General features: G+C 62.2%; 18 protein-coding genes and 1 tRNA gene. 14 read left to right on the top strand and 5 right to left on the bottom strand.

The window, feature by feature from the left end; translation table 11 throughout:
• Positions 1 to 77: 77 nt before the first annotated feature.
• On the bottom strand, positions 78 to 776 hold the full coding sequence (locus ACGG9J_RS05015) for a CPBP family intramembrane glutamic endopeptidase (protein ID WP_390134185.1): 699 nt from the start codon (positions 774 to 776) through the stop codon (positions 78 to 80).
• A gap of 152 nt (positions 777 to 928) precedes the next feature.
• On the bottom strand, positions 929 to 1,993 hold the full coding sequence (gene fbaA / locus ACGG9J_RS05010; RefSeq protein WP_390134183.1) for a class II fructose-bisphosphate aldolase: 1,065 nt from the start codon (positions 1,991 to 1,993) through the stop codon (positions 929 to 931).
• Positions 1,994 to 2,265: 272 nt separating this feature from the next.
• Here fbaA and ACGG9J_RS05005 point away from each other — a divergent pair, with 272 nt between their 5' ends.
• From ACGG9J_RS05005 to rlmB, 8 genes are all read left to right on the top strand, one after another.
• Positions 2,266 to 3,258 (top strand): nucleoside hydrolase, encoded by a 993-nt coding sequence (locus tag ACGG9J_RS05005; RefSeq protein ID WP_390134182.1) that lies wholly within the window; start codon positions 2,266 to 2,268, stop codon positions 3,256 to 3,258.
• A 13-nt stretch (positions 3,259 to 3,271) separates the two neighbouring features.
• A complete protein-coding gene (locus ACGG9J_RS05000; protein WP_390134180.1) occupies positions 3,272 to 4,681 on the top strand; it encodes an MFS transporter in 1,410 nt (469 codons plus the stop codon).
• Between the two features lie 830 nt (positions 4,682 to 5,511).
• On the top strand, positions 5,512 to 6,093 hold the full coding sequence (gene dcd, locus ACGG9J_RS04995) for a dCTP deaminase (RefSeq protein WP_024627087.1): 582 nt from the start codon (positions 5,512 to 5,514) through the stop codon (positions 6,091 to 6,093).
• A 250-nt stretch (positions 6,094 to 6,343) separates the two neighbouring features.
• Positions 6,344 to 10,402 carry a fibronectin type III domain-containing protein gene (locus ACGG9J_RS04990; RefSeq protein WP_390134176.1) on the top strand — a complete coding sequence of 1,353 codons (4,059 nt, stop codon included), beginning with the start codon at positions 6,344 to 6,346 and terminating at the stop codon, positions 10,400 to 10,402.
• Positions 10,392 to 11,840, top strand: a complete 1,449-nt coding sequence (locus tag ACGG9J_RS04985; RefSeq protein WP_390134174.1) for an MFS transporter — start codon at positions 10,392 to 10,394, stop codon at positions 11,838 to 11,840. Before ACGG9J_RS04990 ends, ACGG9J_RS04985 begins: the two co-directional genes overlap by 11 nt.
• Positions 11,837 to 12,919, top strand: a complete 1,083-nt coding sequence (locus ACGG9J_RS04980) for a LacI family DNA-binding transcriptional regulator (RefSeq protein WP_390135317.1) — start codon at positions 11,837 to 11,839, stop codon at positions 12,917 to 12,919. Before ACGG9J_RS04985 ends, ACGG9J_RS04980 begins: the two co-directional genes overlap by 4 nt.
• An 18-nt stretch (positions 12,920 to 12,937) precedes the next feature.
• Positions 12,938 to 13,708 (top strand): carboxymuconolactone decarboxylase family protein, encoded by a 771-nt coding sequence (locus ACGG9J_RS04975; RefSeq protein ID WP_390134171.1) that lies wholly within the window; start codon positions 12,938 to 12,940, stop codon positions 13,706 to 13,708.
• Positions 13,709 to 13,822: 114 nt separating this feature from the next.
• Complete coding sequence (rlmB, locus tag ACGG9J_RS04970; protein ID WP_390134169.1) at positions 13,823 to 14,815, top strand: 23S rRNA (guanosine(2251)-2'-O)-methyltransferase RlmB; 993 nt, start codon at positions 13,823 to 13,825, stop codon at positions 14,813 to 14,815.
• A gap of 106 nt (positions 14,816 to 14,921) precedes the next feature.
• On the opposite strand, the gene ACGG9J_RS04965 is transcribed toward rlmB, so the two are convergent.
• From ACGG9J_RS04965 to ACGG9J_RS04955, 3 genes are all read right to left on the bottom strand, one after another.
• Positions 14,922 to 16,598 (bottom strand): DUF4032 domain-containing protein, encoded by a 1,677-nt coding sequence (locus ACGG9J_RS04965; protein ID WP_390134168.1) that lies wholly within the window; start codon positions 16,596 to 16,598, stop codon positions 14,922 to 14,924.
• 180 nt (positions 16,599 to 16,778) lie between these two features.
• On the bottom strand, positions 16,779 to 17,906 hold the full coding sequence (locus tag ACGG9J_RS04960; RefSeq protein ID WP_390134166.1) for an ABC transporter ATP-binding protein: 1,128 nt from the start codon (positions 17,904 to 17,906) through the stop codon (positions 16,779 to 16,781).
• 275 nt (positions 17,907 to 18,181) lie between these two features.
• Positions 18,182 to 18,580, bottom strand: coding sequence for a carboxymuconolactone decarboxylase family protein (locus tag ACGG9J_RS04955; protein ID WP_390134163.1), 399 nt, complete (start codon positions 18,578 to 18,580; stop codon positions 18,182 to 18,184).
• A gap of 172 nt (positions 18,581 to 18,752) precedes the next feature.
• On the opposite strand from ACGG9J_RS04955, the gene ACGG9J_RS04950 reads away from it, so the two are divergent.
• From ACGG9J_RS04950 to ACGG9J_RS04925, 6 genes are all read left to right on the top strand, one after another.
• Complete coding sequence (locus ACGG9J_RS04950; protein WP_390134161.1) at positions 18,753 to 20,771, top strand: serine/threonine-protein kinase; 2,019 nt, start codon at positions 18,753 to 18,755, stop codon at positions 20,769 to 20,771.
• A 61-nt stretch (positions 20,772 to 20,832) separates the two neighbouring features.
• Positions 20,833 to 21,756 carry a DsbA family protein gene (locus ACGG9J_RS04945; RefSeq protein WP_390134159.1) on the top strand — a complete coding sequence of 308 codons (924 nt, stop codon included), beginning with the start codon at positions 20,833 to 20,835 and terminating at the stop codon, positions 21,754 to 21,756.
• 110 nt (positions 21,757 to 21,866) lie between these two features.
• Positions 21,867 to 21,940, top strand: a tRNA-Thr gene (locus tag ACGG9J_RS04940).
• Between the two features lie 416 nt (positions 21,941 to 22,356).
• Complete coding sequence (locus ACGG9J_RS04935; RefSeq protein WP_390134157.1) at positions 22,357 to 23,754, top strand: aggregation-promoting factor C-terminal-like domain-containing protein; 1,398 nt, start codon at positions 22,357 to 22,359, stop codon at positions 23,752 to 23,754.
• A 32-nt stretch (positions 23,755 to 23,786) separates the two neighbouring features.
• Positions 23,787 to 24,668: a 16S rRNA (adenine(1518)-N(6)/adenine(1519)-N(6))-dimethyltransferase RsmA gene (rsmA, locus tag ACGG9J_RS04930; protein WP_390134155.1), complete on the top strand. Its 882-nt coding sequence runs from the start codon at positions 23,787 to 23,789 to the stop codon at positions 24,666 to 24,668.
• Positions 24,665 to 25,585, top strand: coding sequence for a 4-(cytidine 5'-diphospho)-2-C-methyl-D-erythritol kinase (locus ACGG9J_RS04925; RefSeq protein WP_390134153.1), 921 nt, complete (start codon positions 24,665 to 24,667; stop codon positions 25,583 to 25,585). The genes rsmA and ACGG9J_RS04925 overlap by 4 nt, the downstream gene beginning before the upstream one ends.
• Positions 25,586 to 25,592 lie beyond the last annotated feature (7 nt).

Below are 25,592 nucleotides of genomic sequence, written 5' to 3'. Positions count from 1 at the left end.
TAACCCTACGCATGGAGCTGGAGGTCTTTCAGACCTCTCAAATCAGCAAGGGCAGATCCGGAATTGGAAAAGTCTGGTCAGGTCCTGGAGCCGATCATGGTGTCCCGGCCCCGGCAAAGCAGGAAGACCGCACTGACGAGCAGCCCTAGGATGACCGGAATCAGGGATGCTTCAATGCCGAATGATCCACCAGTCAGCAGGGCCGGTCCCTGAACCTTCATGACCATGAAGCCATATATATTCTGGCCGGAGACCGGAATTCCCAACAGGGCCTCAGTGATATTCCACCCTATATGAAAGCCTATGCAGATCCAGAGATTATGCCTGGATACCATGATGGAGCCCAGCATAAGACCGGCTTCGATGGCTATGGCCAGACACGAGAAGAGGGTAGCCCCAGGGTTGAGCGCATGCATGAACCCGAAAAGAAGCGAAGTCAAAGCCAGGGCAGGCACCCATCCCAGCCAGCGATCCAGAGCGTGGAGAGCTACACCCCGCATTATGAGTTCTTCAAAAACCGATGCGCAAGCCAGAACTCCTAAGGTCAGGATCTGGCAGACGCCGAATGGGCGGAAACCATCCACCCTGTAAAACCCAAGGATTATGAGGATGAAAGCCGAAAGGGCCATCAATCCGATGCCGATGCCCAGGCCGCCCAACAAGGAGACGAAGAAACCATGGGCCGTCAACTCGGTAGGCTGACGTTCGGCCCACCTCACCATGACAACTTTGGCATAAAACCAGATGCCGAAGCCCATGAGGAGGATAGCGACCAACAGCACCAGCCATTGGGCCCATAAGGGACGGCCGGTCATTGGGGTCGTTGAGGAATCGAGCATCAGCAATACGCCGAACCCGAGAAATCCCCAAGCAGCAGTCTTGTGCATTCCCTGTCTGGGCGGGCGTGAGTTGGATCGCCTATGCCGTTTCATCTCATGGCCCGCCCTGCGCTGCCCAGCTGCTGGCAGGCCTCGACTACGCGCGCCGCCATCCCGTCCTCAGCCTGGCGTCCCCAGGAACGAGGGTCATACTCGCTCTTGTCACCGACCTCCCCGTCAACCTTGAGGACCTTGTCATAGTTGACGAACATGTGCCCGGCCGCAGCCCTGGTGAAGGCGTACTGTGTGTCGGTATCCACGTTCATCTTGACCACGCCATGAGCGACTGCCAAGGCGATCTCCTCCGGCTGCGAACCGGAACCCCCGTGGAAGACCAAGAGGAAGGGCTTGTCGGCAGGAGCGTCCGGGGCGGGGACGCCGCCAACCTCCCCATCCGATATGGCTCTGGCGGTCCTGGCCTGGATCTGCCCCAGCAGGTCGGGCCTCAACTTGACTACACCGGGCTTGTAGGATCCGTGCACGTTGCCGAAGGTAAAGGCCACCATGTAGCGGCCGCGCTCGCCCAGCCCCAGAGCGTCAACCACCTTGGGACCGTCATCGGGCGAGGAATAGAGCCGATTATCGATAGCAGCCGAGTGGCCGTCCTCCTCGCCGCCGACTGTGCCCACTTCGATCTCCAGCATGGTGCGGGCGGCACAGGACAACTCCAGCAGCTCTGCCGCCGTGGCCAAATTCTCACCCAGGGGCAGGCCAGAACCGTCCCACATATGGGACTGGAAGAGCGGATCCTGACCGTGGGCCACCTGGTCCTTCTCGTAAGCCAGCAGGGGCCGCACCCACTCGTCCAGGTATTGCGGGGCGCAGTGGTCCGTATGCAGGGCCACAGTGATGCTCGGATAGCGGGCGATCACCTCATGGGCGAATCTGGCAAAGGCGATGGAACCAGCCACTCGGTCGGCCAAGCGCTGTCCGGACAAATAGGCAGCACCTCCCACGGAGACCTGGATGATCCCGTCGGACTGCGCTTCGTCCAGCCCCTGCAGGGCCGCGTTCAGGGTCTGCGTACTGGTCACATTGATGGCGGGATAGGCGTAGGACCCCCGTCTGGCCGCATCGAGCATCGCCGTATACCGTTCCGGAGTCGCTAGAGTCATACCCTCATTATCGTCGGTTGCGAGGAAAACGGCCGACGATCCGCAGCTGCGGACATCACTGATGGATTCATATGTGTCTGCCCTGACGGCGAACACCCCACGACGCACTTTGACAAGGCTCCAAGCCGCAGGTATTTTAGCTCCGTACAGTTTGATGAAACGTTACATCAGACAGGTTGTTTGTTTCACGGCAGTAACGAATCAGCCCAGGGAAGGCACGACATAGGTAACAGAAGGTTGGGGCAGCCCATTCTTCTGGGAAGGAGACCAACGTGTCAGCAAGCAAGGGAACCGTCCGCAAGATCATCCTGGATCTGGACACGGGCATCGATGACACACTGGCTCTGTCCTACGTTCTGGGCTCCCCGGATGCCGAACTGATCGGAATCACCGGCACCTATGGCAACGTAGTGCTCGACCGGGGCGTCGACAACGATCTGCGGCTGCTGGCCATGTACGGCAGGGAGGACATCCCGGTCTTCAGGGGGATCGATCATCCCAGCACCGCCGATTCCTTCAGCGTTCCGCCGGACTCCGAGATCTTCCACGGGGCCAACGGCACCGGCAACATCGAAATCCCCGCACAGACCGACCGGCGGGCCAGCCAACAGAGCTCAGTGGACTTCATCATCGACTCGGTCCGCCGTTACCCCAAGGGCGAGCTGGTCGTAGTGCCTACCGGGGCTCTGACCACCATCGCGACAGCCCTGGAAAAGGCACCCGACATCGTTGACCGCATCAGCATTGTCATGATGGGCGGCACCCTGACCCAGCCGGGCAACGTAGGACCCTTCGCAGAAGCCAATATCAACCAGGATCCCGAAGCCGCCAACCGGGTCTTCGCCACTACCGCAGACATCACCATGGTCGGCCTGGACGTGACTACCCAGGCTCTGATGAGCCGCGAGGATACCGAGGCCCTGCGCGCCACAGGCACCAGCGCCGGGCGCTTCCTGGCAGACATGACCGACTACTACATCGGCATCAGCGAAAAGGAGAGCGGGGTCTACCTGGGCGGCTGCAACCTGCACGACCCCCTGGCAGCTGCCGTAGCCATCGATCCCAGCCTGGTCACCACCTTCGCCACCAACCTGATGGTCGAGACCGAGGGGCCGCAGCGGGCCCGTACCATCGGCGATCCCAGCAGGCTTCTGGACCCGGTCAAGAACACCAAGGTGGCCCTGTCGGTCGACACCGAGCGGTTCACCCGGCGCTTCATGGACAGGCTTCTGACCCTGGTGCGCAAGACCGAGAGCGAACGATAGAAGGACGGCAGTCATGAGCGAATCCATCACCACCGGGGCTACCGAAGCAGCCATGGACGAGAACCGCCGCAGCACCAAGCGGGCCCTGCCGGCGCTGCTGGCCATCTTCCTGCTGGGTACCCTGATGATCCAGGCCTTCAACCTGGTCTTCCAGAATGTGGGCGACTCCCTGGGGATGCCCGCCAACGCCTCGCTGATCAGCACCCTGCCCGGCATCGTCCTGGGCGTGGTCTGCATGCTCTACGGAACCCTCTGCGACTACATCTCCCCCCGGAAGATGACCCTGTTCGGAGTGGGCGCCCTGATCATCGGCAGCCTGCTGGGCTTCTTCGGCGCATCGAATTTCTGGGCTGTGGTCCTGGCCCGCATGATCCAGACCGCAGGCGGTCAGGTGGCCGGGTCGGTCTTTCTGGTTATGGCCATGAAGTACCTGAGCGATAAGGAGCGCGCCTTCTACCTAGGCATCTTCAATGCCGTCTACTACGCATCCTCTGCCGTGGGCATCTTCGCTGGCGGACTGATCACCTCCATCGATTGGCGCTACCTCTTCCTGGTGCCGCTGGTCTCCATCCTTTTGATCCCCCCGGTGCTCAAGTACACGCCGGACACCGGCATCAAGGGCGAGCGCATCGATGTCTTCGGCATCGCCTTGTTCGCGCTGATAGCCGGATTCGTAGCCGTCTACTTCTCCTTCCCGGCCACTTGGATGCTAGGGGTGCTGGCCATCCTGATCCTGATCTTCGCTGGTTATGTCTGGAAGGGCGCCAACCCCTTCCTGAGCCGCGGATTCGTGACCAATGGCGCCTACATGGCTGTCCTGCTGGCCCTCTTCGTCTTCTACTTCTTCAACTTCGCCTGCGTGCCCATCTACAACGTGATTGGCGACCGAATCTACGGGATCTCCCTGAGCCAGGTCTCCCTCTGTCTGACCATCGTCTACGTCGTGGCCACTCTGGTGGGCTGCCTGTCCGGAGCCATCATGAACGCCATGGGACGCCTGCCCATGCTGATCCTGTCAGCCGTGCTCATGATCGCCGGAGCGGCCGGTTCGGCCCTGATGCTCACCTCGGGCTTCTGGGTCCTGACCGCCTTGGCCTCGGTCTTCATCGCCGGCATCACCATGTCCTACACGCCTCTCTACGACTCCTTCTCGGCCACCCTGCCGGTGGACCAGAACGGACGCGGCATCGGCATCGGGGATCTGATGATGAACACCTCGGCCTCCATCGGCATGGCTGTATACAGCGGGCTCATGGCCAATCCCCAATTCGGGTCGCACGCTTTGGCAGGCGTCAAGACCGGCATCCAGGCCCAGGTGGCCAACATGTTCTGGGTCATGGCGCTGGCCGCCCTGCTTGCCCTGATCATCGTGGCCGTTTTTCACAAGGCCATGTCAGCCAAGGCTCCCCAGGAGCAAGGCTGATGTGACTGACACATACTTGGTCGGATGACCGCATGGTCTGGTCCGCTCTTCCCGGTTTTGGGGATGAGCTAGGCCCAGGCCCGGCATCCGGCCGCTCGAACCGGGGAGGAAGCGGAGTTCGGACAGCTTTCGGCAATGTGTAGTCCCCCTCTTCCCTCAGCCGCCGAAAGCGATAAGACCGCCCCCTCCCCCGGTGGAGAGCCCCCGCCATAGCCATAACTGACGGGGGTTCTTCCATATTTTCAGCCCCTGCCTTCAATGCCTTGCCTATGGTTCAGGCCATGGATCGGAGCACAACCTATGGAGATGCCCGAGTAGAGGGACCAGGGAATACGGCTGCACGGAATTTCGCTTCCATCTTCAAGATCCGTCGGCCCTGGATCTTGAATCTAAGACAGGGAGCAGTTCAAGGGAGCTGAACCCGGTTTGGCCAAGCATCGAACGACTGATGGGCTTGCAGGCGCCTGACTGCCCTGTCATAGCATTAACGAACGCAAATCCAGCCACTGGCGGCAAGCGGTTTCAAAGAAACATCAGCAGACCGGTATCCACTCCAGAACAAAGAGAACCCGACGGTGCGTGAACACCGCCGGGCGAGAGAGAAGAAAGGGAAATCAGTTGTCGGACGGAGGTCAACCGCCCGTTCGGTTTTTGTGCCGACACTTATAGTAAAGAACGCTTACCTTATGAGGACGATAGCGTTATCTGAAAATTCTCTGTGAATTCAGCAGGATCAGGCGGCGGGCACAGGACCGGTTAGACTGGATTGCGGATGGTCTTCCGCCTGCCGAGAGACCTGCCGCCAACGACTCTGAAGGAGATACCTAGGCATGCTGCTCAGCGATCATGACATCCTGGATGCCCACCAGGCAGGACACCTGAATTTGGATCCGTGGACTCCGGCCATGGTCCAGCCCTCCAGCGTGGATGTACGCTTGGACCGCTACTTCCGAGTCTTCAACAACCATCAGTACACCTATGTGGATCCCGCAGAGGACCAGGGTGCATTGACCGAGCAGTTCGAAGTGCCCAAAGACGAGCCCTGGATCCTGCACCCTGGCGAGTTCGTGCTGGGATCCACCTGGGAGTATGTCAAGCTGGACTCGACGCTGGCTGCGCGGCTGGAAGGCAAGAGCTCCCTGGGCCGTCTGGGCATTCTGACCCATTCCACCGCCGGATTCGTCGATCCCGGCTTTGAGGGTCACATCACCCTGGAGCTGTCCAACGTGAGCACCCTGCCGGTCAAGCTCTGGCCAGGCATGAAGATCGGCCAGATGTGCTTCTTCCAACTCTCCTCACCCGCCCAGTATCCCTATGGATCCAAGCACAACGGCTCCCACTACCAGGGTCAGCGCGGGCCCACCCCCTCCCGTTCCTACGTCAACTTCTACAAGGCCGACGTCTCGGACTGATCAGCCCCAGGCCTGGCTCGTAAAACCTGGCGTTTGCATGCTTGCGCCCGCGTATTCGCCGACCACCCCAGAATGCCCAAGCCAGAAGCCTGCCTTCAGCCGCCATGCTTGAAGCAGATTCTGGACGCCTCCACTGCTCGGGTCCAGATTGGCAATAAATGGCAATGCCTTAATACGATGTACCCTGCCTGTTGACCGGCCATGATGGCCGGTCTGGAACCGACATCAGCAGGCAGCGAGGCGAGGCGGCGTGAAACTCAATCTCAACGGCATCTGGAACTTCCGCCCTGACGACGGAAGCCGGGAATATCCTGTCATGGTGCCCACCTGGTGGGACAGCCTGCCGGAGACCACCGGCTATCCAGACTCCTGGGGCCGGGATCTGCACCACGGCGTCTACCTCAGGGAATTCTTCCTGGGCGCCCTCGACCCGAGCGAAGACATTATCCTGCACCTGGATGCCCTGGCCACCCTGGGCAAGGTGTCCGTCAACGCAATCCCGGTGGGACCATCATCCACCAAGGGCTATCTGATGACGCTTCTGCCCTACGATCTGGATGTCACCAGGGCGGTTCATGCTGGACGCAACCAGATAAGGATCGAAATCTGGAGCGTCAAATCCCTTCCCGCCGATGCCTTGACCTCTACAGAAGGACCCGATCGGCTGCTCTTCCCCTTCGGCACTGAGAACATCGTCGGACGGCTGGGGCTGGGCGGCGACGTTTGGCTCAGCAGCAAACCCACAGTCCGTATCGAAGATCTGCAGATCATCCCCGATCTGTGCGGCGACGCCGACCCTTCCAACGACCGGCTGGAGCTCAACGCGACGCTGGTCAACACCAGCGAGCGCCCGTGCGATCTGCGATTCAGGGCCGAGGTCCACCCCTGGAAGCCTTCGATGCCCAAGGGCCGGACCGTGCTGGCCTTCAACCCGGTGTCCTGCGCGCTGAACCCCCGATCCTCCGAGGTTGTCCGCCTGCAGATGGCCTGGCCAGACGCACACTACTGGTCCCGTGCCGACCCCTTCCTGTATGTCATGCAGGCTGTTCTCGACGTTGGCGGCCATGTGGTCGACCGTTCCCAGGAGCGATTCGGATTCCGGCAATTCCAGCGTCAGGGAGACCGGTACCTGCTCAACGGCATCCCTATCCGGTTGCGTGGCGACTCCCTCTGCCTGCTCAACCAGGGCAGCCGCGACCTGATCAATGAGGCCGGCGACGCCTATGGGCTGATCCTTGACGACAACCAATCCGGCCAGGACATGACCAGGACCTGGGTGGATGCTTATCGACATGCCAACTTCAACATCCTGCGCAACCACATCCGCTCGATCCCCTCGCAAGCCCTGGCCGACCGCGCCGACGAGACCGGAATGCTCCTTGAGGAAGAGACGGCCTTCTGGAATCCCGGCTCTCCAGCCGACATTCAACTGGATCCGCCCTTCCACATGAGCTACGGCCCTGAAGCCATCGGCTACTATGCCGAGTGGACGCAGCGATGGGTGCGGGCCTATCGGAACCACCCCAGCATCGTCCTCTGGTCCACCACCAACGAGGCGTGGAATCCCAGGGATGGCGACCTGCTCATCCCAGCCCTGCAAGCGGCCGTGCATGAGCAGGACGGCACCCGGCCAGTGGTCAACGACGGCTTCAATGCCCCCATAACCGACGAGGATTCCCGTCACTATTACGGCGGATATCCCTCAGGGATGACCTCGGCTCCAGATATCTATGCCCTCTACGACATCGATTCGCCTCTGCCCCTGGCCGCGGGCGAGGAATTCTCGGTCTCCACTGCAGGAATCCCCCGCTACGATGGGCGGGGACGGATTGCCGACATCTACCATGGCCGGCTCAATGGTGATCCGGACACCATCTCCCGGGCGGACTTCGGCAGAGAGGTCGGACGTGTGACCAGGGGCATAAGGACCACACGAGTGGTCGATTGGAAGCCTTTCTGCATATCCTCCTTCATCTACGACAACATCGAGGCCTGCCTGGAACCGAACAGGCGCCGAATTCGCAGGGGGCTCAATCCTAAAAGGCTGCTGCGCCCCCAATTCGATCCCTGGCGCGGCAAGGATGGACCCTGGCAGGAGGGCCCAGCCTTTGGATATATAGCTGCCTCCTTTGCAGATGTCGCCGCCTACGACAAGGAATTCGACCGTGAACCGCGCCTGGGACAACCTCACAGGATCTATCCGCGCGGAACGACCAGCAGACGCACCGTCATCGTCCACAATGACGAGGAGCGACGGGGAACCGACCTTGAGCTGGTCTGGCAAGTCGCCTGGCAGCGTTGCCCAGGAGGCAAACGGGTAATTGTCGGCCGAGGACGCCAACGGGTGCAGGTCCCGCATGCATCCTGGCGGAGCGTACCCGTAACCATCACCGTGCCCAGGAATCAGGCCAGCCAGGGAGCCCGGCTCCTTTTGGTCCTGTGCGTGCGCAAGCAGGGACGACAGGTCTTCCGGGAGGAGAACTTCCTGGGGTGGATCGACCATGCTGCTCCCCCTCGGCTGGGGACCGCACGCCCCCGCATCGACCTAGGCCGGGTGGAATGGATGTCGCGGGAGGTCAAGCACTGCATCCATCTGCGTCAGGAGGGCGGCGCAATGAGCGAGCGCTGGAGCGCCCAGGTCCTGGAAGACGCCGAAGGCGCCTTCAGCCTGGAAAGCATGAACGGGAACCTGCGCCACGAGCAGGATATCTACTACACCGTCAATCCCTCCGGCCTGGAACCTGGGCATGTCTACCGGGCCCGCGTGCTCTTTCGAGGTGCGCTGCAGGAGACTGCCACGGTGACGGTCACTTTCACCGCTGGGAGGCGGCCTCCCCGACAGGCCCAGGCCGATCTTGCCGCAGGGGCCAGGGTTCAGGTCTCCTCCCAGGTTGATCTGCCAGGATGGACAAGGGCCGCCTTGGTCGACGGCCGTCTCGGAGCCGCCTACGACCGATTCGGCTGGTCCAGCAGCATCAGCAATCGAAACCGCCCGGAGTGGATTCTCCTGGAGATGCGACAGGCAGCCACCTTGTCCCAGGTGGTTCTGGCGCCCCGGGGCCGCGATCCGTCCGGGGATTCGGGCCAATCCGGCCAGCGGCCAGTCACCGATTCCTTCGGCGTGGTGGAGTACGCGACCGGCAGCAGATCGACCGACCCTAACCGGGGTCAGGGCTTTCCGCTGGACTTCTCCATCAGCCTTTCATCAGACGGCCATAGCTGGACTCAGGTCTGCAGCCGCCACAACTATCCTCTGCCGGCGGACGGGCGGCCGCAGGCCTTCGATTTCGCCCCAATGAGCAATATCCGGTTCATCAAAATCAAGGCAACCCGGCTGCGCGCCAACCCTTATCAGGGGGGACGATACGCCTTGCAGCTGAGCCAGATCATGGCCTTCGCACGCCATCGCCTGCCAGCCATACCTGCAGCCCCCAAGAGCATCGATGCCCAGCCTCACGGACACCGTCTGCGCCTGACCTGGCAGCACGGACCAATCCGGCACCAGGCCGACGCGCCCAGCACCGCCAGGGTCCTTCTGCATAACCAGAAAGGCAGGGCCATGACATTCTCCCTGGACCGGCCACAAGGACGGGCCGACCTGCGCGGAATCCCCTTCGGCTCCTGGCGCATGATCCTGCAGGAGGGCAACTCCACGGGCATCGGCGAACCTGCGGACCCGCTTGGGCTGCATATGGGTCCTCCCAAAGCCGGAAGGACTGATCCGAGGCTGCCCCGGCCCGGCGACCCCAAGGCCAGCATCGATCTGGCAACCATGACCGTCAATCTGACCGTTGACCATGTTCCGCGTGGGTTTTCAGGGTGCGAGCTGACCCTGAAACCGACCGGCGACCATGAGCCCGAGCCGACCGCCTGGCTGCCCGCCGACAGGCAGACCCACAGTTTCCGGCAGGTTCCGCCAGGCATCTATCGCGTCATGGCAGCCTTCACCACCGAGGACGGTCGAGTCTCGCCCCCCTCATTCCAGGACGATCCCTTGATCCTGGGGCAGGCACCCGGACGCCCGGCCAAGCCCACGCTGACCTCTTCCGGCAAAACCATGCAGGCACGCTGGTCGCCCCCGAGCGACGGAGGCATCACGCTACAGGCCTATCTGGTCACCCTGCGCGAAATGGCCCGTGGACAGAGTACGAGGCTGCGGTTGGCCGCAAAACAGACCATTCTGACCCTCGATGATCTGGAACCCGGCAAGTACACAGTCAGCGTCAGCGCCATCAACGCGGCAGGATCCGGACCGGAATCCCCGGCGTCCCTTCCCTGCCTCATCACCGAGGGCGACCATGAGCGCTGAGTCCCTGCCCAAGTCCGCCATTCTGGGCTACGGCCTGGGCGATGCCGCCAACAACATCGGCTGGCAGATGACCAACCTTTTTTTGACCACCTATTACCTCCACTTGGGCATGGACCCCATGCTGGTGGCCAACATCTTCCTGGGAGCCCACCTCTTCCAGGCCCTGGTCTACCTGGTCGCCGGAAGAATCACCGACGGCCGCGCCAAAGACCGAGAAGGCGGTCTGCGACGGCTGGTGGTCGTCTTCGGCCTGCCGATGATGATCTCCGTCACCCTGATGTACACCATCCCGGCAGGTGCCCCCATGCCGGTGCGCATCGGCTGGGCCATCGCCACATACCTGCTTTACCAGCTCCTCGGAGCCCTGGGCGGCGTGCCCTACGGGGCCCTGCTGGGAGCCATGACCCGGGACCCCGATGACCGTCAGCGCCTGGCGGCCTCCCGGACCTTCGGCGGAGCAGCTGCCGGAGTCGTCCTGACCTTTACCCTGGCTCCGCGCGTCAACGACATGGATCCCTCCCGCCTCTTCCTTCCGGTGGTAGCCGCCTGCTGCCTGCTGGGCTCTCTGGGATATCTGATCATGGCCCGGACCACCAGGGAGCGCTACCTGCCACCGGCAACTCCCCGGACTTCTCTGAAGGAGGATCTGCTGCTCCTGGCCGACAACCGGCCCCTGCTGGTGGTCTGTCTGGCCACACTGTTCATGACCAACCCGGTGGCCTCGCTGGCCCCGATCGTAGCCAAGGAGGTTCTGACCGTCGGCAACCCTGAGCTGACTGGACGGATCACCTTTGCCCTGACCTTGGTGGGTGTCCTTGCCGGAGTGATCGTAGCCCCCTGCTCGCCCTGGCTGGTACAGCGTCTAGGCAAACGAGGCACCTGGACCTTGGGAGGACTGATGGTCATCGGGTCCTCGCTGGCCTTCATCCTGGTCCGTTCCGCCTGGCCTGCTGTTGTCTGCATAGCCTTGAATGGCATCGGAGTGCAGGTCATCACCCCCTGTATCTGGGCCATGCAGGCAGATTCGGTCCAGTACGAGCAGTGGCGAACCGGCAACGGAAACACCGCCGGAGCCGCCATGGCCGCACTCAGCATCACCCGCCAGGTCGGAGCGGCCATCAATGGATGGGCGGGACCGGCCATCCTGTCTTTCCTGGGTTACAGACCGGGCATGAATGTTGCGCAGGATCCGGCCCTAGGCACCAACATGCGACTGGCCGTAGGCCTGGTACCGGCTGTCATGTTCACCATCTCTGTCCTGCTCATCCGCTGCTATCCGCTGACCGAGGAGGTCTTCGGACGCATCAGCGCCGACCTGCAGGCAGGCCGTCTACAATGCCAGTGCAACCACATCAGGCAAGGAACGGAGCATCAAACTTGTCCAGGAGATCCCCGGAGCCCGCACAGGGGCGGGAGCAGCACCGACGCGTGCGCATGATCGATGTGGCCGCAAGGGCCGGGGTATCCCCGTCCACGGTCTCCCGCGCGCTCAACCATCCCGGTCGGCTGAATTCGCAGACTGCCAGCCAGATCCGCTCCCTGGCCCAATCCATGGGCTATCCGCTGCCCGACCATCCTCCCAGCAGGGATGCGACCGGTCCGGTCCTGATAACCTTTCTGGTACAGGATGCCTCCAACGGCATCTCCTCGCAGATTCTTGCCGGTGCGCAGGAAGCTCTGCCTGAGCAAGGCGCAGTCGGCATCATTGAGGCCGGATCCGAGCTGAGGCGTACGGAAGACCTGCTGGAACGCCTGGTCGGCCACACCCGGGGAATCATTCTGGCCACTGATCAGGTCCGAACGCCAACGGCCCGCCGTCTGGGACGCCGCCTGCCTCTTGTGGTGCTCAACCGCCCCATGGAGGGCCTTCCCTCCGTACTGCCCGATGCCTCCACCGGTCTGGCCCAAGCCCTGGAACTGCTACGGCGGCAGGGACGACGGTCCGTAGTCTACATAGCCAGCCGGGTGGGAGCCTGGTCCGACCGATCCCGCTGGGAGAGCGCGCAGGCGCTCAGCCGGGCTATGGGACTGGAATGCCGGCGAATGGGTCCGGTAGATCCTACTGTCCAAGGCGGTAGGCAGGCTGCCGCCGCTCTGGGGCAGGAACCACCCGATGCTGTGGTCGCCTACAATGATCTGATCGCCGCCGGAGTTATTCTGGGACTGCAATCAGAAGGAATCACCGTACCCGACAGGGTCGGCGTCATCGGGTTTGACAACACCATGGTCGCACCTGTCGTCAAGCCTGCCGTCGCTACGATTCGTATCCCCCGCCGAGCCATAGGACATGCCGCAGCGGATATCCTTCTGGGCCACAAGCCCGAGATCAGGCAGTCCCGCCAACAGTCCTCCCTGACCGCACGGCTGCGCAAAGCCGGCATCCCGCCCGTCACCGAGGACCCTGGAGCCTTGGCCGTGCCCACCTCGCTGATCCTCCGAGACAGCCTGGGCATCCTTGACTTCGAGCGCACTCGAAGGAGTATAGCTGAACCTGCCGGAATGACCCGGCCAAGATGACGGCAAGGAGATCAACCCATGGCAATCAAACAAACGGCGGGCCACGACCAACTCGGTCGGCTCGCACCACAATTCGCCCACCTCAACGACGATGTGCTCTTCGGCCAGGTCTGGTCCCGCGAGGACGAACTTTCGGCTCGGGACCGCAGCATGATCACCTGCGCAGGTCTGATGAGCATGGGGCTCTTCCCCCAGTTGAAAAGCCATATGGCCATGGCCAAGGGCAATGGCGTTACCCGCACTGAAATGGTGGCGCTGATCACCCACCTGGCCTTCTATGCGGGATGGCCCAAGGCATGGTCGGCTTTCGACCTGGCCAAGGAGGTCTATGGTGAGGGCGACAGCGACGACGAGAGCCAGGATACCGCTGCAACCCCATCTAAAGCCGGGACTGAGCCGGATTCAGGGCCCTATCCATTGGGAGATTCGGCAGACGGACCCAACTTCACCGGCCATGTCTGGCTGCACTCCCTGACCGATCCGGACGCGGAATGCTCAGCCAGCAATGTGACCTTCGCACCCGAATGCGTCAACCGTTGGCACACCCACCCGCATGGCCAGCTCCTGATCGTCACCGCCGGGCAAGGGTGGGAGCAGGAGGAAGGCCATCAGCCGCGCAGACTGGAACCAGGTGATGTGGTCTTCTGCCCGGCTGGCGTCAGACACTGGCATGGGGCTTCAGGCCGGTCATCCATGGCCCACATCGCCGTCACCCCGGCATCGAGCGGACAGTCCCCGGTCGAGTGGATGGAGTTCCCAGATCCTGATCAGGTAGCCGCTCTGGGATGACCCGCACGGCCGGTCTGCGCAGCCTGAACGATAAAGGTACAGCGTGTCTTCACCCTGCAGATGTTGAGACCGACAGACAGCCAACCGGTTCCCGCCTGCCTTTACACTGAAGACATGGCTAACAAGAAAGGCCCGACCAAGGGTTCGGGCGGCAAGCACCGCAACAAACTGCGCGGCCGGGGGCCTACCCCCAAGGCCGAGGATCGCGTCTACCACAAAGCCTACAAGGCCCGTCAGGCGGCCCAGCGCAGGCAGGCGGCCGATCCACGACTGGCAGCCCGTCGCCGGGCGGACCGGTTCACCTCCGATTCCGATGATCTGGTCATCGGCCGCAATGCAGTTCTGGAAGCCCTGCGTGCAGGAGTCCCAGCCAGCCAGCTCTATCTGGCCGCCCGGATGGAACACGACGACAGGACCAGGGAGATCGTGCGGCTGGCAGGACAGGAAGGGCTCAACCTGTTGGAAGCCGACCGTCTGGAGATGAACCGCATCGCCCGGTCCAGCAACCACCAGGGCGTGGTCCTCAAGGTGCAGCCCTACCAGTACGCCTCCCTGCAGAGCCTGGTCGACAGGGCCGAGAAGCACGCGGCTGCGCTGGAAGGGGCCGACCAGGCGACCAAGGTTGCCGCCCGTCCGCTTTTCATCGCCCTGGATGGGGTCACCGATCCGCAGAATCTCGGTGCCGTGATCCGTTCCGCCGCGGCCTTTGGGGCCTCAGGAGTGGTTCTGCCCGAGCGTCGCAGCGCCTCGGTTACAGCTGCGGCCTGGAAGGTGTCTGCCGGAGCCGCCGCCCATCTGCCTGTGGCCCGCGTGGTCAATCTGACCAAGGCCATTCAAGGGCTCAAGGAGCGCGGCTACTACGCGGTTGGCCTGGACGGCGCAGGCAGCACCATAGTAGGCGAGACCGGCTTCGAGGCTGATCCTCTGGTGGTAGTCCTGGGATCCGAGGGCAAGGGGCTGAGCCGTCTGGTCCGCGAGAACTGTGATGCTCTGGCCTCGATCCCCATCTCCAGCTCGGTGGAATCCCTGAACGCCTCGGTGGCGGCCGGCATCAGCCTCTACGCCGTAGCCATGGCACGCCGCCGTTCCGCCAGCCGAGCCGAATAATCCTCTAGGCAGGCATCGAAAATCTAAACGCGGTCAGACCAAGCGGCAACAGCCAGTGTACATCTGCCAGCATGCAGCAGACCCTTGTCATGCAAAAATCGAAAAATCAACTGGAGGCCCAGACCGCGTCATCCTGATCGTCCTGGTCGGCAGCCGCATCCAGGCTGCCGGGGGCGTAGACCGATCTCAGCGAGCTTCGGCCGCCATTGGTATCCTCAAAGGATGGCTGCGACGGCACCTCCTCGCGCATTCGGTCACGATCCATCTGAGTGTCTGCTCCGGTCTGGCCTCCAGCCTTGGTCTGGATGTTCACATCACTGTTGTTCACGTCTTGGCTTCCCGCCTCACGGCCATCTGCATCCTTGCCGGTCCTATCATGGAGGGCTTGCCCATCCTGACCAGCCTGGGCATGAGTGCCCTGCCAGTTCATCTCGTCATCGACCACCCCGGCATCAGCCTCTTCGTTGATGGTTCTCATGTCCTCGGAGTCCAAACGGTACTCGGGCAGGGATTCGCTGATGTAGCTCTGTACGGCCTCGGCCATGGGCACGTCATGACCAGCCTTCTCGGCCATCAGCCAGCGGTGGGTCAGCACCTCATGGAAGAACTGGGCCGGTTCGATTTGTGAGCGGTATTCCGGCGGAATCATGCGCACGGTGGGCTCGAAGACTTCGCGCATCCAGTCGGTGGCCACAATCTCCAGGTCCTCACCCTGCCGCCAGGTGGATGCCCGGTAGGCATCCAGATCGTTGAGCAGCCGCCGGGCCTGGTTCTCCTGCACATCCAGACCGGTCAGCCTCAGCAGCTTACGGGAGGCGTAGCCGGCATCGACCACCCTTGGGCGCACCAGCACCCGGTTGCCGTCCTCCTCGGTCTTCATCTCCAGCTCGTCCACGTCAAAGCCCAGATCGTTGAGCCGGTTGACGCGGCGCTCGATCTTCCACATCTCATCCGGATCGAAGCTGTCCACGTCCGTCAGGGCGCTCCACAGGGAGTGATAGCGGTCCACTAGCCGGTTGCCTACGCCGACCTCGTCCACCTCGCCGGCCAGCAGGTTGCCGGAATCCAGATCCATAAGTTCGCCGATGATGTTGGTTCTGGCCAGGTCGATGTCATACTCGCGCTGTCCGTCGGTCAGGCTGGGATGCAGATCGCCGGTTTCAGCATCGACCAGAAAGGCCGAGAAGGCATCGGCGTCACGCAAAAAGAGCACGTTGGACAGGGAGACATCTCCCCAGTAGAAACCAGCCAGGTGCAGCCTCACCAAGAGGACCGCCAAGGCATCAATCAAACGCTCAGCCGTGTCCGGACGCAGATTGCGGGCGAATAAGGCGCGGTAGGGCAGCGAGAACTTGAGGTGCTGGGTAACCAACATGGCCTCCAGAGGCTCACCCTCGCGAGTATGCCGACCGGTGACAACAGCGATCGGATTGACAGTAGGAAGTTCCAATTTCTGCAACTTACGCAGGAGCTCATACTCACGCTCGGCCACCCGCTGGGTGATCTCCTTCATGGCGTAGACATCGTCGCCCACGTGCACGAAGCGGACCACGTGCCGGGATATGCCTCTGGGAAGGTTGGCCAGCAGATCCCGGGGCCAGGTGGCCAAAGGCCGCTCCCAAGGCAGTGTGAACATCCTGGGATTGGAGCTGGTGGCCGTGATGTGCAGGGCAGCCGGCTCCTGCTCGGAAGAGGGATCGGCCGTGGTTTTTATCGAGGTGGCTTTCAGGGCACGGGGATCCAGAGATGAGGCCGTTGCCCGGTTGATGTTCACGCTAGTCATGCTTCTCCATCCCATCGCCGCCCATCCTATACGGGAAGAGCCCCGCACGGATGCGCCGCGCGGGACTCCTGGTCACCCGGTTAACAAGGAAAGGAAAGGAAATGAAATGATATCGACAATTCATACGGACCCTGCGGGCCGGCGGAAAACCATGACCGAACCGCAGGGTCGCAGGAGGGCTCAGTTCAGCCGCAGCTCGGTGGCCGGGGAGAACAGGTGCATCTTGGCAGGATCGATGTGGATCTTGACCACGTCGCCCACCTTGGGCAGGTCGCGCGGGTTGACGCGGATGGTAGTCAGCTTGTTCTGGTCGGACATGACGATGGCCTGCTCAGCCACGCTGTTGTCGGTCAGAATGTTGCCGTAGATGTAACCGTCGGAACCCAGGTCCTCCACGTTCGCCACCTTCAATGAGAAAGCATCGGGCTCGTCAGCGCCAGCCAAAGAAGCATCCTCGGGACGGAAGCCCACCACGATCTTGCCCTGATCGTCGGGGGTCAGCTTGTCGACGGCCTCGCGCGGCAGGCTGATGGTGTCCTCGCCGATCTTGGCCTGGCCGTTGACCACGGGGTGGATGTTGATGTTCATGGAGGGCGAGCCGATGAAGCCGGCCACGAAGACGTTCTCCGGCCGGTCATAGAGCTCGGTAGGCGCACCCACCTGCTGCAGGACGCCCAGCTTGATGACGGCGATCCTGTCGCCCATGGTCAGAGCCTCGGTCTGATCGTGGGTCACGTACAGGGTGGTGACGTTGAGCTGACGCTGCAGAGCGGCGATCTGGGTACGGGTCTGGACACGCAGCTTGGCGTCCAGATTGGACAGAGGCTCATCCATCAGGAAGACCTTGGGCTGCCGCACGATGGCGCGGCCCATGGCCACACGCTGACGCTGACCACCGGACAGAGCCTTGGGCTTGCGGTCCAGGTACTCGGTCAGATCCAGCACCTCTGCGGCCTTCTCCACCCGCTGGCGGATCTCATCCTTGGGGGTGCCGGCGATCTTCAGGGCGAAGCCCATGTTGTCGGCCACGGTCATATGGGGGTAAAGAGCGTAGTTCTGGAAGACCATGGCGATATCGCGGTCCTTGGGCTGCATGGTCGTCACGTCCTTGTCGCCAATCATGATGCGGCCCTTGTTGACCTCTTCCAGACCGGCCAGCATGCGCAGGGTGGTGGACTTTCCGCAGCCGGAAGGCCCTACCAGGACAAGGAATTCACCGTCTTTAATGTCCAGACTGAGGTCACTGACCGAGGGCTCATCGTTGCCCGGGTAGATACGAGTGACGTGGTCGAATACCACTTCTGCCATTGTTCATCCTTTCATCGGCAGGTACGTGCCGAACGATCCGTAGTGAAGGGGTTGATGTTCACTGTGGTTTCCGTCCCGGGTCAACACCGACATCGGCATGGCCATGCGACGGTTTTCTATTGTGCGGTTAAGAGAAACTCTCCCTTGAGCCAGTGCCTACTATACACCAAAACCTGAATCAGCCATGTGTGCCGTTGCCTATGACCGGGTTTGCCGAGATCGGTGGAAATCCTATGGTTTCGCGGTTTCAACGAACACACAAGAACCTTGAGGACTCAGTCCTTAGGCTTGTCCTGATCTTCGGAATCGCGCTCGAAGACCGTCCTGGCCACATTGATCGCGTTAATGACCCTCGGGAAACCCACGTAGGGGGCACATTGGAGTATGGCTTCGACCACGGCATCCTTGCTCAGCCCGACATTCAAGGCTCCCTGTATATGGACAGCCAACTGTGGAGCCGTATCCCCCTGCGTGACCAGACTGCCTATCGTGACCAGCTCACGCTGCTGAAGATCCAGTCCTTTCCGGGTGTATATGTCGCCGAAAGCGAATTCGACTATCCAGCGGCCAAGGTCCGGCGCTATATCCTGCAGGGAGTCAATGACGGCCTGACCTCCCTTGCCGTCGATGGCTGCCAAGGCCTCAGATCCCTTTTCAAAACGCGAAGCTTGCATAAAGCCCATTCTTTCTGTTGTTTTGCCTGTTTTCCCGCCGATAATATTGTATCGATGCCAGTTTACGCATTATGCCTTCGGCGGTAGAGGCACCTCAGGCAATTGAAGATGTGACGAAACGGCAGGGGACAATAATCGGGTCCTTTTCAACCAGGCGGGGCACAATGGAGCTATGAGCGATCTTGAGGGATTGGACCTGAAGCCTGGCCGGCTGGTCGGGGGCTACACCCTGATCGAGCCCCTGGGCGGCGGCGCCATGGGTTCCGTCTGGCGTGCCCGTGATGGCGGGGGCCAGGACTACGCCATGAAGATCCTGCGGGAATCCCTGGCGGAAGACGACCAGGACTCACCAGACAACCTCGAAGAACGTGATCGCGCCTCGGCCCGCGAGCGCCTGCGACGCGAGGCTCTGGCCCTGCAACGGATCCGCCATCCAGGCGTCTGCCGGATCGTGGATATGGAACTTGATGATGCCTTGGCTTTCATCGTGACCGAATTGATTGAAGGGCGCAATCTGCGCGACGACGTTGCTGTCAATGGCCCTTACCGGGGTGACGACCTGGAACGGCTGACACGTAAGCTGACCGATGCGGTCGCAGCCGTCCACCAGGCAGGCATCGTCCACCGGGATATCAAGCCCACCAACGTCATGATTTCGGTCTCTGGACCGGTGCTGGTGGACTTCGGCATCGCCATGGGCCAGGGGCAGAGCCACGTGACCCGGACCGGGTTGGTCATGGGGACGCCCGGCTTCATCGCTCCTGAGATCATCGACGGAGCTGAGGCTGATCAGGGAACCGACTGGTGGAGCGCGGCGGCCGTTTTGGCCTACGCAGCCACCGGACGGGCTGTATTCGGCACCAAACCCATGATGGCAGTGCTGGAGCGCGAAGCCTCAGGCAATGCCGACCTGTCCGGGCTGCCCATAGGCACCATGAAAGCCCTGCGATCGGCCCTCTCGCCCAACCGGGCGGCGCGCTGCACGCCCGAGGAGCTCTTGGAAGCCATCAGCCAGGATGCCATGGACCCGGAAGCCTGGCAGTATGGGCAGGACGACCAGGATGTGGACAGTCAGCAGACCGACAGGAAGCCAAACAAGGAACATCAGGAGACGATGCGCCCTTTTGGCGGCGGCTCTTCGGAGGGTGAGGGACAGGCCGCCCCCACCATGATCGTCGAGCCAGCCACCATGCCCATGCCGCCAACCGCTCAGTCTGATCCCGACAGTCCACGGACAGCCTGGTCACAACTCCCGGCAGACAGCGAAACCGTTGAACAGACGACACTCCTGTCCGATTCGGAGCAGCCCACCAGCCTCTTGAATCCTCTTCCCGCAGCCGAGGAGCAGACGCAGACCTGGCAGGACCATCAGCCCCTAGCCGACCGCCAAGATCTTCAAGCCACCACCGTCCAGGACCCGCTGCCACCGGCACAGCCCCTCCCCAGCGGATACCACGACGAGGCGAACGCCCGCTGGCTGGAAGACCAACCCCCCGCCCGGATGCGGCGCCTGCGCTATCTGAAGGCCGGAACCCCCTGTCTGATCATGCTGGGAATACTTCCTGCCCTGCTGACAGCACTGACCCCGGTCTCGGCTCTGGCGGCCGCCGGAATCCTCATCTGGGCCCTCAGCGCCGCAGGATGGAGCATCAGAGCCCAGATCGAACGCGAACTGCGTCGTGATGGCCCTCGGCGAGGCACCGACCGTCTGCTGAACGCAGCCGCCCTCCCCTGGCACCTGCTCAAGGGCCTGGCGGCCGCCCTGCTGCGCCTGTCGGGCATGATCTTCGTACAGGTTCTGGTCATCCTGCCGCTGACCTGGGCGGGCATACTCACCACTGTTCATGCAGGCCTGACCCCGGGCGGACATCTGCTGACCTTTCCTCTGCCTGCGGCCAGACCTCTGTCCGCGGGCGGACTGGCTATGGCCTTGGCGACACTGGTCGGATGGCTGTTGACGACCCTGCCGACAAAGAACCGCTCAGCCCCTAAAGCCGACAGCGGCAACACGGCCCTGCGTCTGGCTGCAGGCCGCATCCCCCTGGGAGGCCAGGACCCCGAAACGCCAGGCAACCCCCGCCGCAGATGGATCCTGCTCTTGCTCTGGCTGCTGATCGTGGCGGTTCTCGTGGCCGGGCTGATCATCCAGCCCTCCATGGACTGGTCCCCCATTCGCCTCCTGCGCGCCTAAGGTCACGCTCCACCCCTGGCGGCTACACTATGCTCAGTATGCCGAGGAAAGGATCCGGGTCATGTCCAAGGGCAAGCAGAACCGTCAGGCCGCGCTCAAGGCCCAGGAAGAGGCCCGACGGCTCCAAGAGGCCAAGGAGCGCCGACAGCAGACCATGATCGGAGTCATCGTCACGGTGGCGATCATCGCTCTGATCGCCCTGGGCGGATTCATTTACTGGCGCAGCCATCGTCCGGTCAAGACGCAGGACCTGGAACAGGCCCGTCAGGCCGTAGCACGGGTCAAGGAGAAGCCCTCGGCCGCCAATGACCAGGGCGGCTTCCTGATCAGCTCCCAAGGGCTCGGCAAACCCGTGGCCAAGGCTCCGACCGTGGAGATCTACATGGACTTCATGTGCCCAGGCTGCGGCGCCCTGCATCGAGGGCTGGACTCCACCCTGACCGGTTTGGTGGATGCCGGGCAAATCAACCTGGTCATCTACCCCATGAGCTTCATGGACCGGCTCTCCACCGACAACTATTCGACCAGGACGGGCACGGCCACCATCTATGTGGCCCAGCACGATCCCGGCCATCTGCTGCCTTTCATCGCCAATCTCTACGCCAAGGACTTCCAGCCGGATGAGTCTGACTACCACCCCATCAGCAACGACAAGATCCGCCAGCAGGCCATCAAGGCCGGGGTCGATCCCCAAGTGGCCGACCAGGCGGTCAAGGGGCACTACCGCGCTTGGATCAAGGCCATGGATACCTATACTCCCCTGCGCAAGGAGCTCTGGAACCCCACCGGGGCCAACAAGGGGCAGATGACCACGCCCACGGTGCGCATCAACGGCAATTACTGGGATCTGAGCGACCTGTCCCAAGCAGGCATGGACTACCGCTCAGGCCTGCTCAAGGCTCTGGGTCTGGACCAGGCCAAGGTGGGCGTCAAGGGAGCGATGCCTGCCATCGGCGCCTCCGGCCATCCGCGCTCGTTGGACTGAACCAGGCGGATTGAAAGAAATTTCGCGCCCAGCGTCCCCTTGGGCACACGGTGATGGTACGATATCATTCCGTACCGCGGCCCGGAATGCTGTTATGGACCACCGGGACCGCCTCCTTAGCTCAGTTGGCCAGAGCAGCCGCCTTGTAAGCGGCAGGTCGTCAGTTCGACTCTGACAGGAGGCTCTACGCTAGGAATGAACCAGCAAACCCATGTATTCAGCTTTGTCTGCGGGCAGGCTATAATAGTGGACATTACCTGGATAATTACCTAGATAATTGCAAATACTTCCCTCGAGTAAGTCATTTCGGAGGCTCGTTCTCCGAAGTACGGACGGAGCCTTTTCCCCAACCAACTCCGTTCGTATCCGAGGACGGGATTATTCCCCTTCATTCCCGTCCTCTTGACGTTGGCCCGCCCGCCCAGGGTTCGGGTCTCGAAAAGCCGACTGACCGATGATGGTCAAGTCGGCTTTTTGGTTGCCGCCCTTCTGCGACAAATGTGGATATTTGCCTGACCTTGCGGATCGTGCAGCCTCGCTCCATGCACTCACCGCTAGAATTGCCGAGTATAGACAAGGCAGGAACGGGGAGGCGAGCACATGGCCAGACGCTGGACACCGCGGCGTTTCGTCGTGCTCAGAAGGATCCGCGTAGCCTCCTGCGCCCTGCTGGTCGTTCTGGCCATGGTCCTGACCTTCGGCATCACCGCGCGCAAGAGCGTAGCGCTGAGCGTTAACGGAAAGACCAAAATGGTGACCACCTACGCCTACAGCGTGGACGGTCTGTTGCGCCAGCAGGGAATCAAGGTCAAAACCCACGACCTGGTCGATTCCACCTCCGGAGGCCAGCTGCGCAACCATGCGGCGGTCACTGTGCGCTCCGCCTATCAGACCACCATCGTCATCCAGGGCCAGCGGGTGCCTTTCTGGACCACGGCCACCAGTATGGACCAGCTGCTGGGATTCTTCGAGGAGAACCGCAAGCAGGCCATGAAGGTCACCGTGGATGTGGGCAACGTCTATAACCAGCTGACCGGCGGTCTGGTCATCAACCAGGCAGGGCCGGTTACCGTCATAGCGGACGGGAAGACCTCGGTGGCCCCTGACGGCAAGCTCCCAGCAGCATCCATCCTGGACTCCAAGGGCATCGTGCTGGGCAAGGAGGACCGGGTCAGCGTGGAGCATGACCAGGGCGCCACTGTTCTGCGTGTCCAACGGGTCACCCACGGAAACACCCAAAGGACGATCCCCATAGCCTTCGCCACCAGGACCGTGGTCGACCAGAGCCTGGCGCCCGGTCAGACCCAGGTGCGGCAGGCGGGCGTAGCCGGTCAACGCCTGCAGACCATCCAGGTCACCTACGTGGACGGACAGGCTGAATCAGAGCAGGTGGTCAAAGAGGAGACCGTAGCCATGCCAGTGGATCAGGTAGTGGCCGTCGGTCCCGACAAGCCAAAGAAGGGACAGAACAGCGGACAGCAGTCCCAGGACACAGAGAAGAACTCCCAGCAGGCGCAGAAGACCCCCTCTCAGAGCCCTTCGCCCAGCCAGGATTCGCAGTCGCCATCGACACCAGCCCCTACGCCAACACAGACCGCTCAGCCGAGCACACCGACTCCAACGAAGCCCGAGAACAAACCAGCCCCGTCGCCAGCGCCGAGTCCATCTCGTGACGGTCTTTGGCATGCCAGTCCAGAACTGGCTCAAACCTATGCCGGGGGCGCAGCCGCCCAACGCGGATGGACGGGTTCGCAGTTCACAGCTCTAGTGGAACTGTGGAACGGCGAATCGGGATGGCGTTGGAATGCTGAAAATCCCTCCGGTGCCTATGGCATTCCCCAAGCCTACCCAGGTCGCAAAATGGGCGACTTCGGCGCCAACTGGCACGATGATGCCGCAGTCCAGATTGACTGGGGACTCGACTACATCAGCAAAACATATGGTGATCCCAGCACGGCCTGGCGCCTCTGGAACGGACGTTATCCGCACTGGTACTGACTCCTTACCACATCTACGAGCAACAAACCAACATGAACACTAAAATCGAAAGCGACCGCCTCCTGGGAGCAGCCGACATCCGACGCATCGCCGACCAGATCGACATCCACCCCACCAAACGATTGGGGCAGAACTTCGTCATCGATCCAGGAACTGTGCGCAGGATCGTGCGTCTGGCGGGGGTGGCATCCGGCCAACCAGTTCTGGAAGTAGGTCCTGGTCTGGGATCCCTGACTCTCGGTTTGCTAGAGATGGGCTGCCTGGTGACCGCCGACGAGATTGATCCCGCCCTGGCCCGGCAGCTGCCGCAGACCGTCCGCGAGCGCATGCCGGAGAGCCTGGACCGGCTGACCGTGATCAACCGGGATGCCCTGACCCTGACTCCTCAGCTGGCAGGTGATGCAGGCACGACCGCCGACCTGACCATGGTGGCCAACCTGCCCTACAACGTAGCCACTCCGATCATTCTGACCCTCCTGGCCCGGTTCGCCAATCTAAGCCGATTCCTGGTCATGGTCCAGAAGGAGGTGGCGGACCGGCTGACGGCCACCCCGGGATCCAAGGTCTATGGCGCCCCCAGCCTGAAGCTGGCCTGGTACGGCCATGCCTCCCAGGCAGGTAGAATCGGGCGCCATGTCTTCTGGCCAGCCCCCAACGTGGACTCAGCCCTAGTCTCCTTCACCCGGGACAAGGATGGGCGCGAGCACAGCGACGAAGGGACGAGGGCCCGGGTCTTCTCCCTGATCGATGCCGCCTTCGGACAGCGCCGCAAGACCCTGCACGCCGCTCTGAAGGGGCTGGTGACCGCCGAAGCCTTCCAGGCTGCAGGCATTGACCCCGCACGCCGGGGGGAAACCATGACCATCGAGGAGTTCGTAGCCCTGGAGCAAGCCCGCCGCGAGGTGACCGCGTGAGCCCGGCAACCGGAAGGGACGGCATTGTCCTCTCCTGTCCCGCCAAGATCAATCTGAAGCTTCGTGTGAGACCAAGCCGAACCGACCTCGGAGGACGACACCGTCTTGACACCATTTACAGCGCCGTGGGGATCTGGGACCAGGTGGAACTGCGCCGGAGAGAGCCTGGCAGCGGCTTCCACCTGAGCTTGGAGGGCGATCACCTGGGCGACCTGAACCGCCGTGATGCTGATCCACGCGCCAACCTGGCCGTCAGGGCCCTCCTGGCCATGGCCCAGGCCACTGGGCATCAGCCTGATGTGGCCATTCACATCGTCAAACGGATACCGGTAGGCGCCGGGCTGGCTGGAGGATCCACGGATGCAGCCGGAACCATGCTGGGCCTGAACCAGCTCTGGAATCTAGGGATGCCTGCCGCCGAGCTGGATCGCATCGCTGCCAGGCTGGGCGCGGACCTGCCCTTCTGCCTGCATGGAGGGCTCAGCAAGGGCACAGGTTTCGGCCAGATTCTGCAACCCCTGGATCTGAATGGCCCAAAGGCCCAGCAGCTGTCGCAGGCCGGGCTGACCGGGCACCTCCTGATTGGAGCCTACGAGGATCAGCTGAGCACAGCAAAGGTCTACAAGGCTTTCGACCTGATCGGATCAGGCCCCCACGACCTGAACGACCTGCAGGAGACCGCCTGCACCCTGCACCCGCGTTCGCGCCAGGCCCTGGACCTTGCCCGGCGAGCAGGCGCCGGACCGGCCTTTGTCTCTGGATCGGGCCCCTCGGTGGTGGTCATGACCCCTCGCCCCGAGCAGGCAATCACACTGATAAGGCTCTGGCGGGAGCAGAATGCCGTCGACAGGATAATCGAGGCTGACTCGCCAGTCCTGCCCAGAATGGTCCCCCTGCGAGTCACCCATGAACAGTAGAGTAGGC

The organism is Bifidobacterium apicola (assembly GCF_042846865.1).
GTDB classification, from domain to species: Bacteria; Actinomycetota; Actinomycetes; order Actinomycetales; family Bifidobacteriaceae; genus Bombiscardovia; species Bombiscardovia apicola.
Note: the sequence above shows the minus strand (reverse complement) of the source record. Positions and strands in the feature narration are given on the sequence as shown.

Excerpts from the sequence above, each read along its gene's own strand:
- fbaA (WP_390134183.1), bottom strand. The coding sequence starts at position 1,993 with ATGACTCTAGCGACTCCGGAACGGTATACGGCGATGCTCGATGCGGCC.
- ACGG9J_RS05000 (WP_390134180.1), top strand. The coding sequence starts at position 3,272 with ATGAGCGAATCCATCACCACCGGGGCTACCGAAGCAGCCATGGACGAG.
- dcd (WP_024627087.1), top strand. The coding sequence starts at position 5,512 with ATGCTGCTCAGCGATCATGACATCCTGGATGCCCACCAGGCAGGACAC.
- ACGG9J_RS04985 (WP_390134174.1), top strand. The coding sequence starts at position 10,392 with ATGAGCGCTGAGTCCCTGCCCAAGTCCGCCATTCTGGGCTACGGCCTG.
- ACGG9J_RS04980 (WP_390135317.1), top strand. The coding sequence starts at position 11,837 with ATGATCGATGTGGCCGCAAGGGCCGGGGTATCCCCGTCCACGGTCTCC.
- ACGG9J_RS04975 (WP_390134171.1), top strand. The coding sequence starts at position 12,938 with ATGGCAATCAAACAAACGGCGGGCCACGACCAACTCGGTCGGCTCGCA.
- rlmB (WP_390134169.1), top strand. The coding sequence starts at position 13,823 with ATGGCTAACAAGAAAGGCCCGACCAAGGGTTCGGGCGGCAAGCACCGC.
- ACGG9J_RS04965 (WP_390134168.1), bottom strand. The coding sequence starts at position 16,598 with ATGACTAGCGTGAACATCAACCGGGCAACGGCCTCATCTCTGGATCCC.
- ACGG9J_RS04960 (WP_390134166.1), bottom strand. The coding sequence starts at position 17,906 with ATGGCAGAAGTGGTATTCGACCACGTCACTCGTATCTACCCGGGCAAC.
- ACGG9J_RS04955 (WP_390134163.1), bottom strand. The coding sequence starts at position 18,580 with ATGCAAGCTTCGCGTTTTGAAAAGGGATCTGAGGCCTTGGCAGCCATC.
- ACGG9J_RS04950 (WP_390134161.1), top strand. The coding sequence starts at position 18,753 with ATGAGCGATCTTGAGGGATTGGACCTGAAGCCTGGCCGGCTGGTCGGG.
- ACGG9J_RS04945 (WP_390134159.1), top strand. The coding sequence starts at position 20,833 with ATGTCCAAGGGCAAGCAGAACCGTCAGGCCGCGCTCAAGGCCCAGGAA.
- ACGG9J_RS04935 (WP_390134157.1), top strand. The coding sequence starts at position 22,357 with ATGGCCAGACGCTGGACACCGCGGCGTTTCGTCGTGCTCAGAAGGATC.
- rsmA (WP_390134155.1), top strand. The coding sequence starts at position 23,787 with ATGAACACTAAAATCGAAAGCGACCGCCTCCTGGGAGCAGCCGACATC.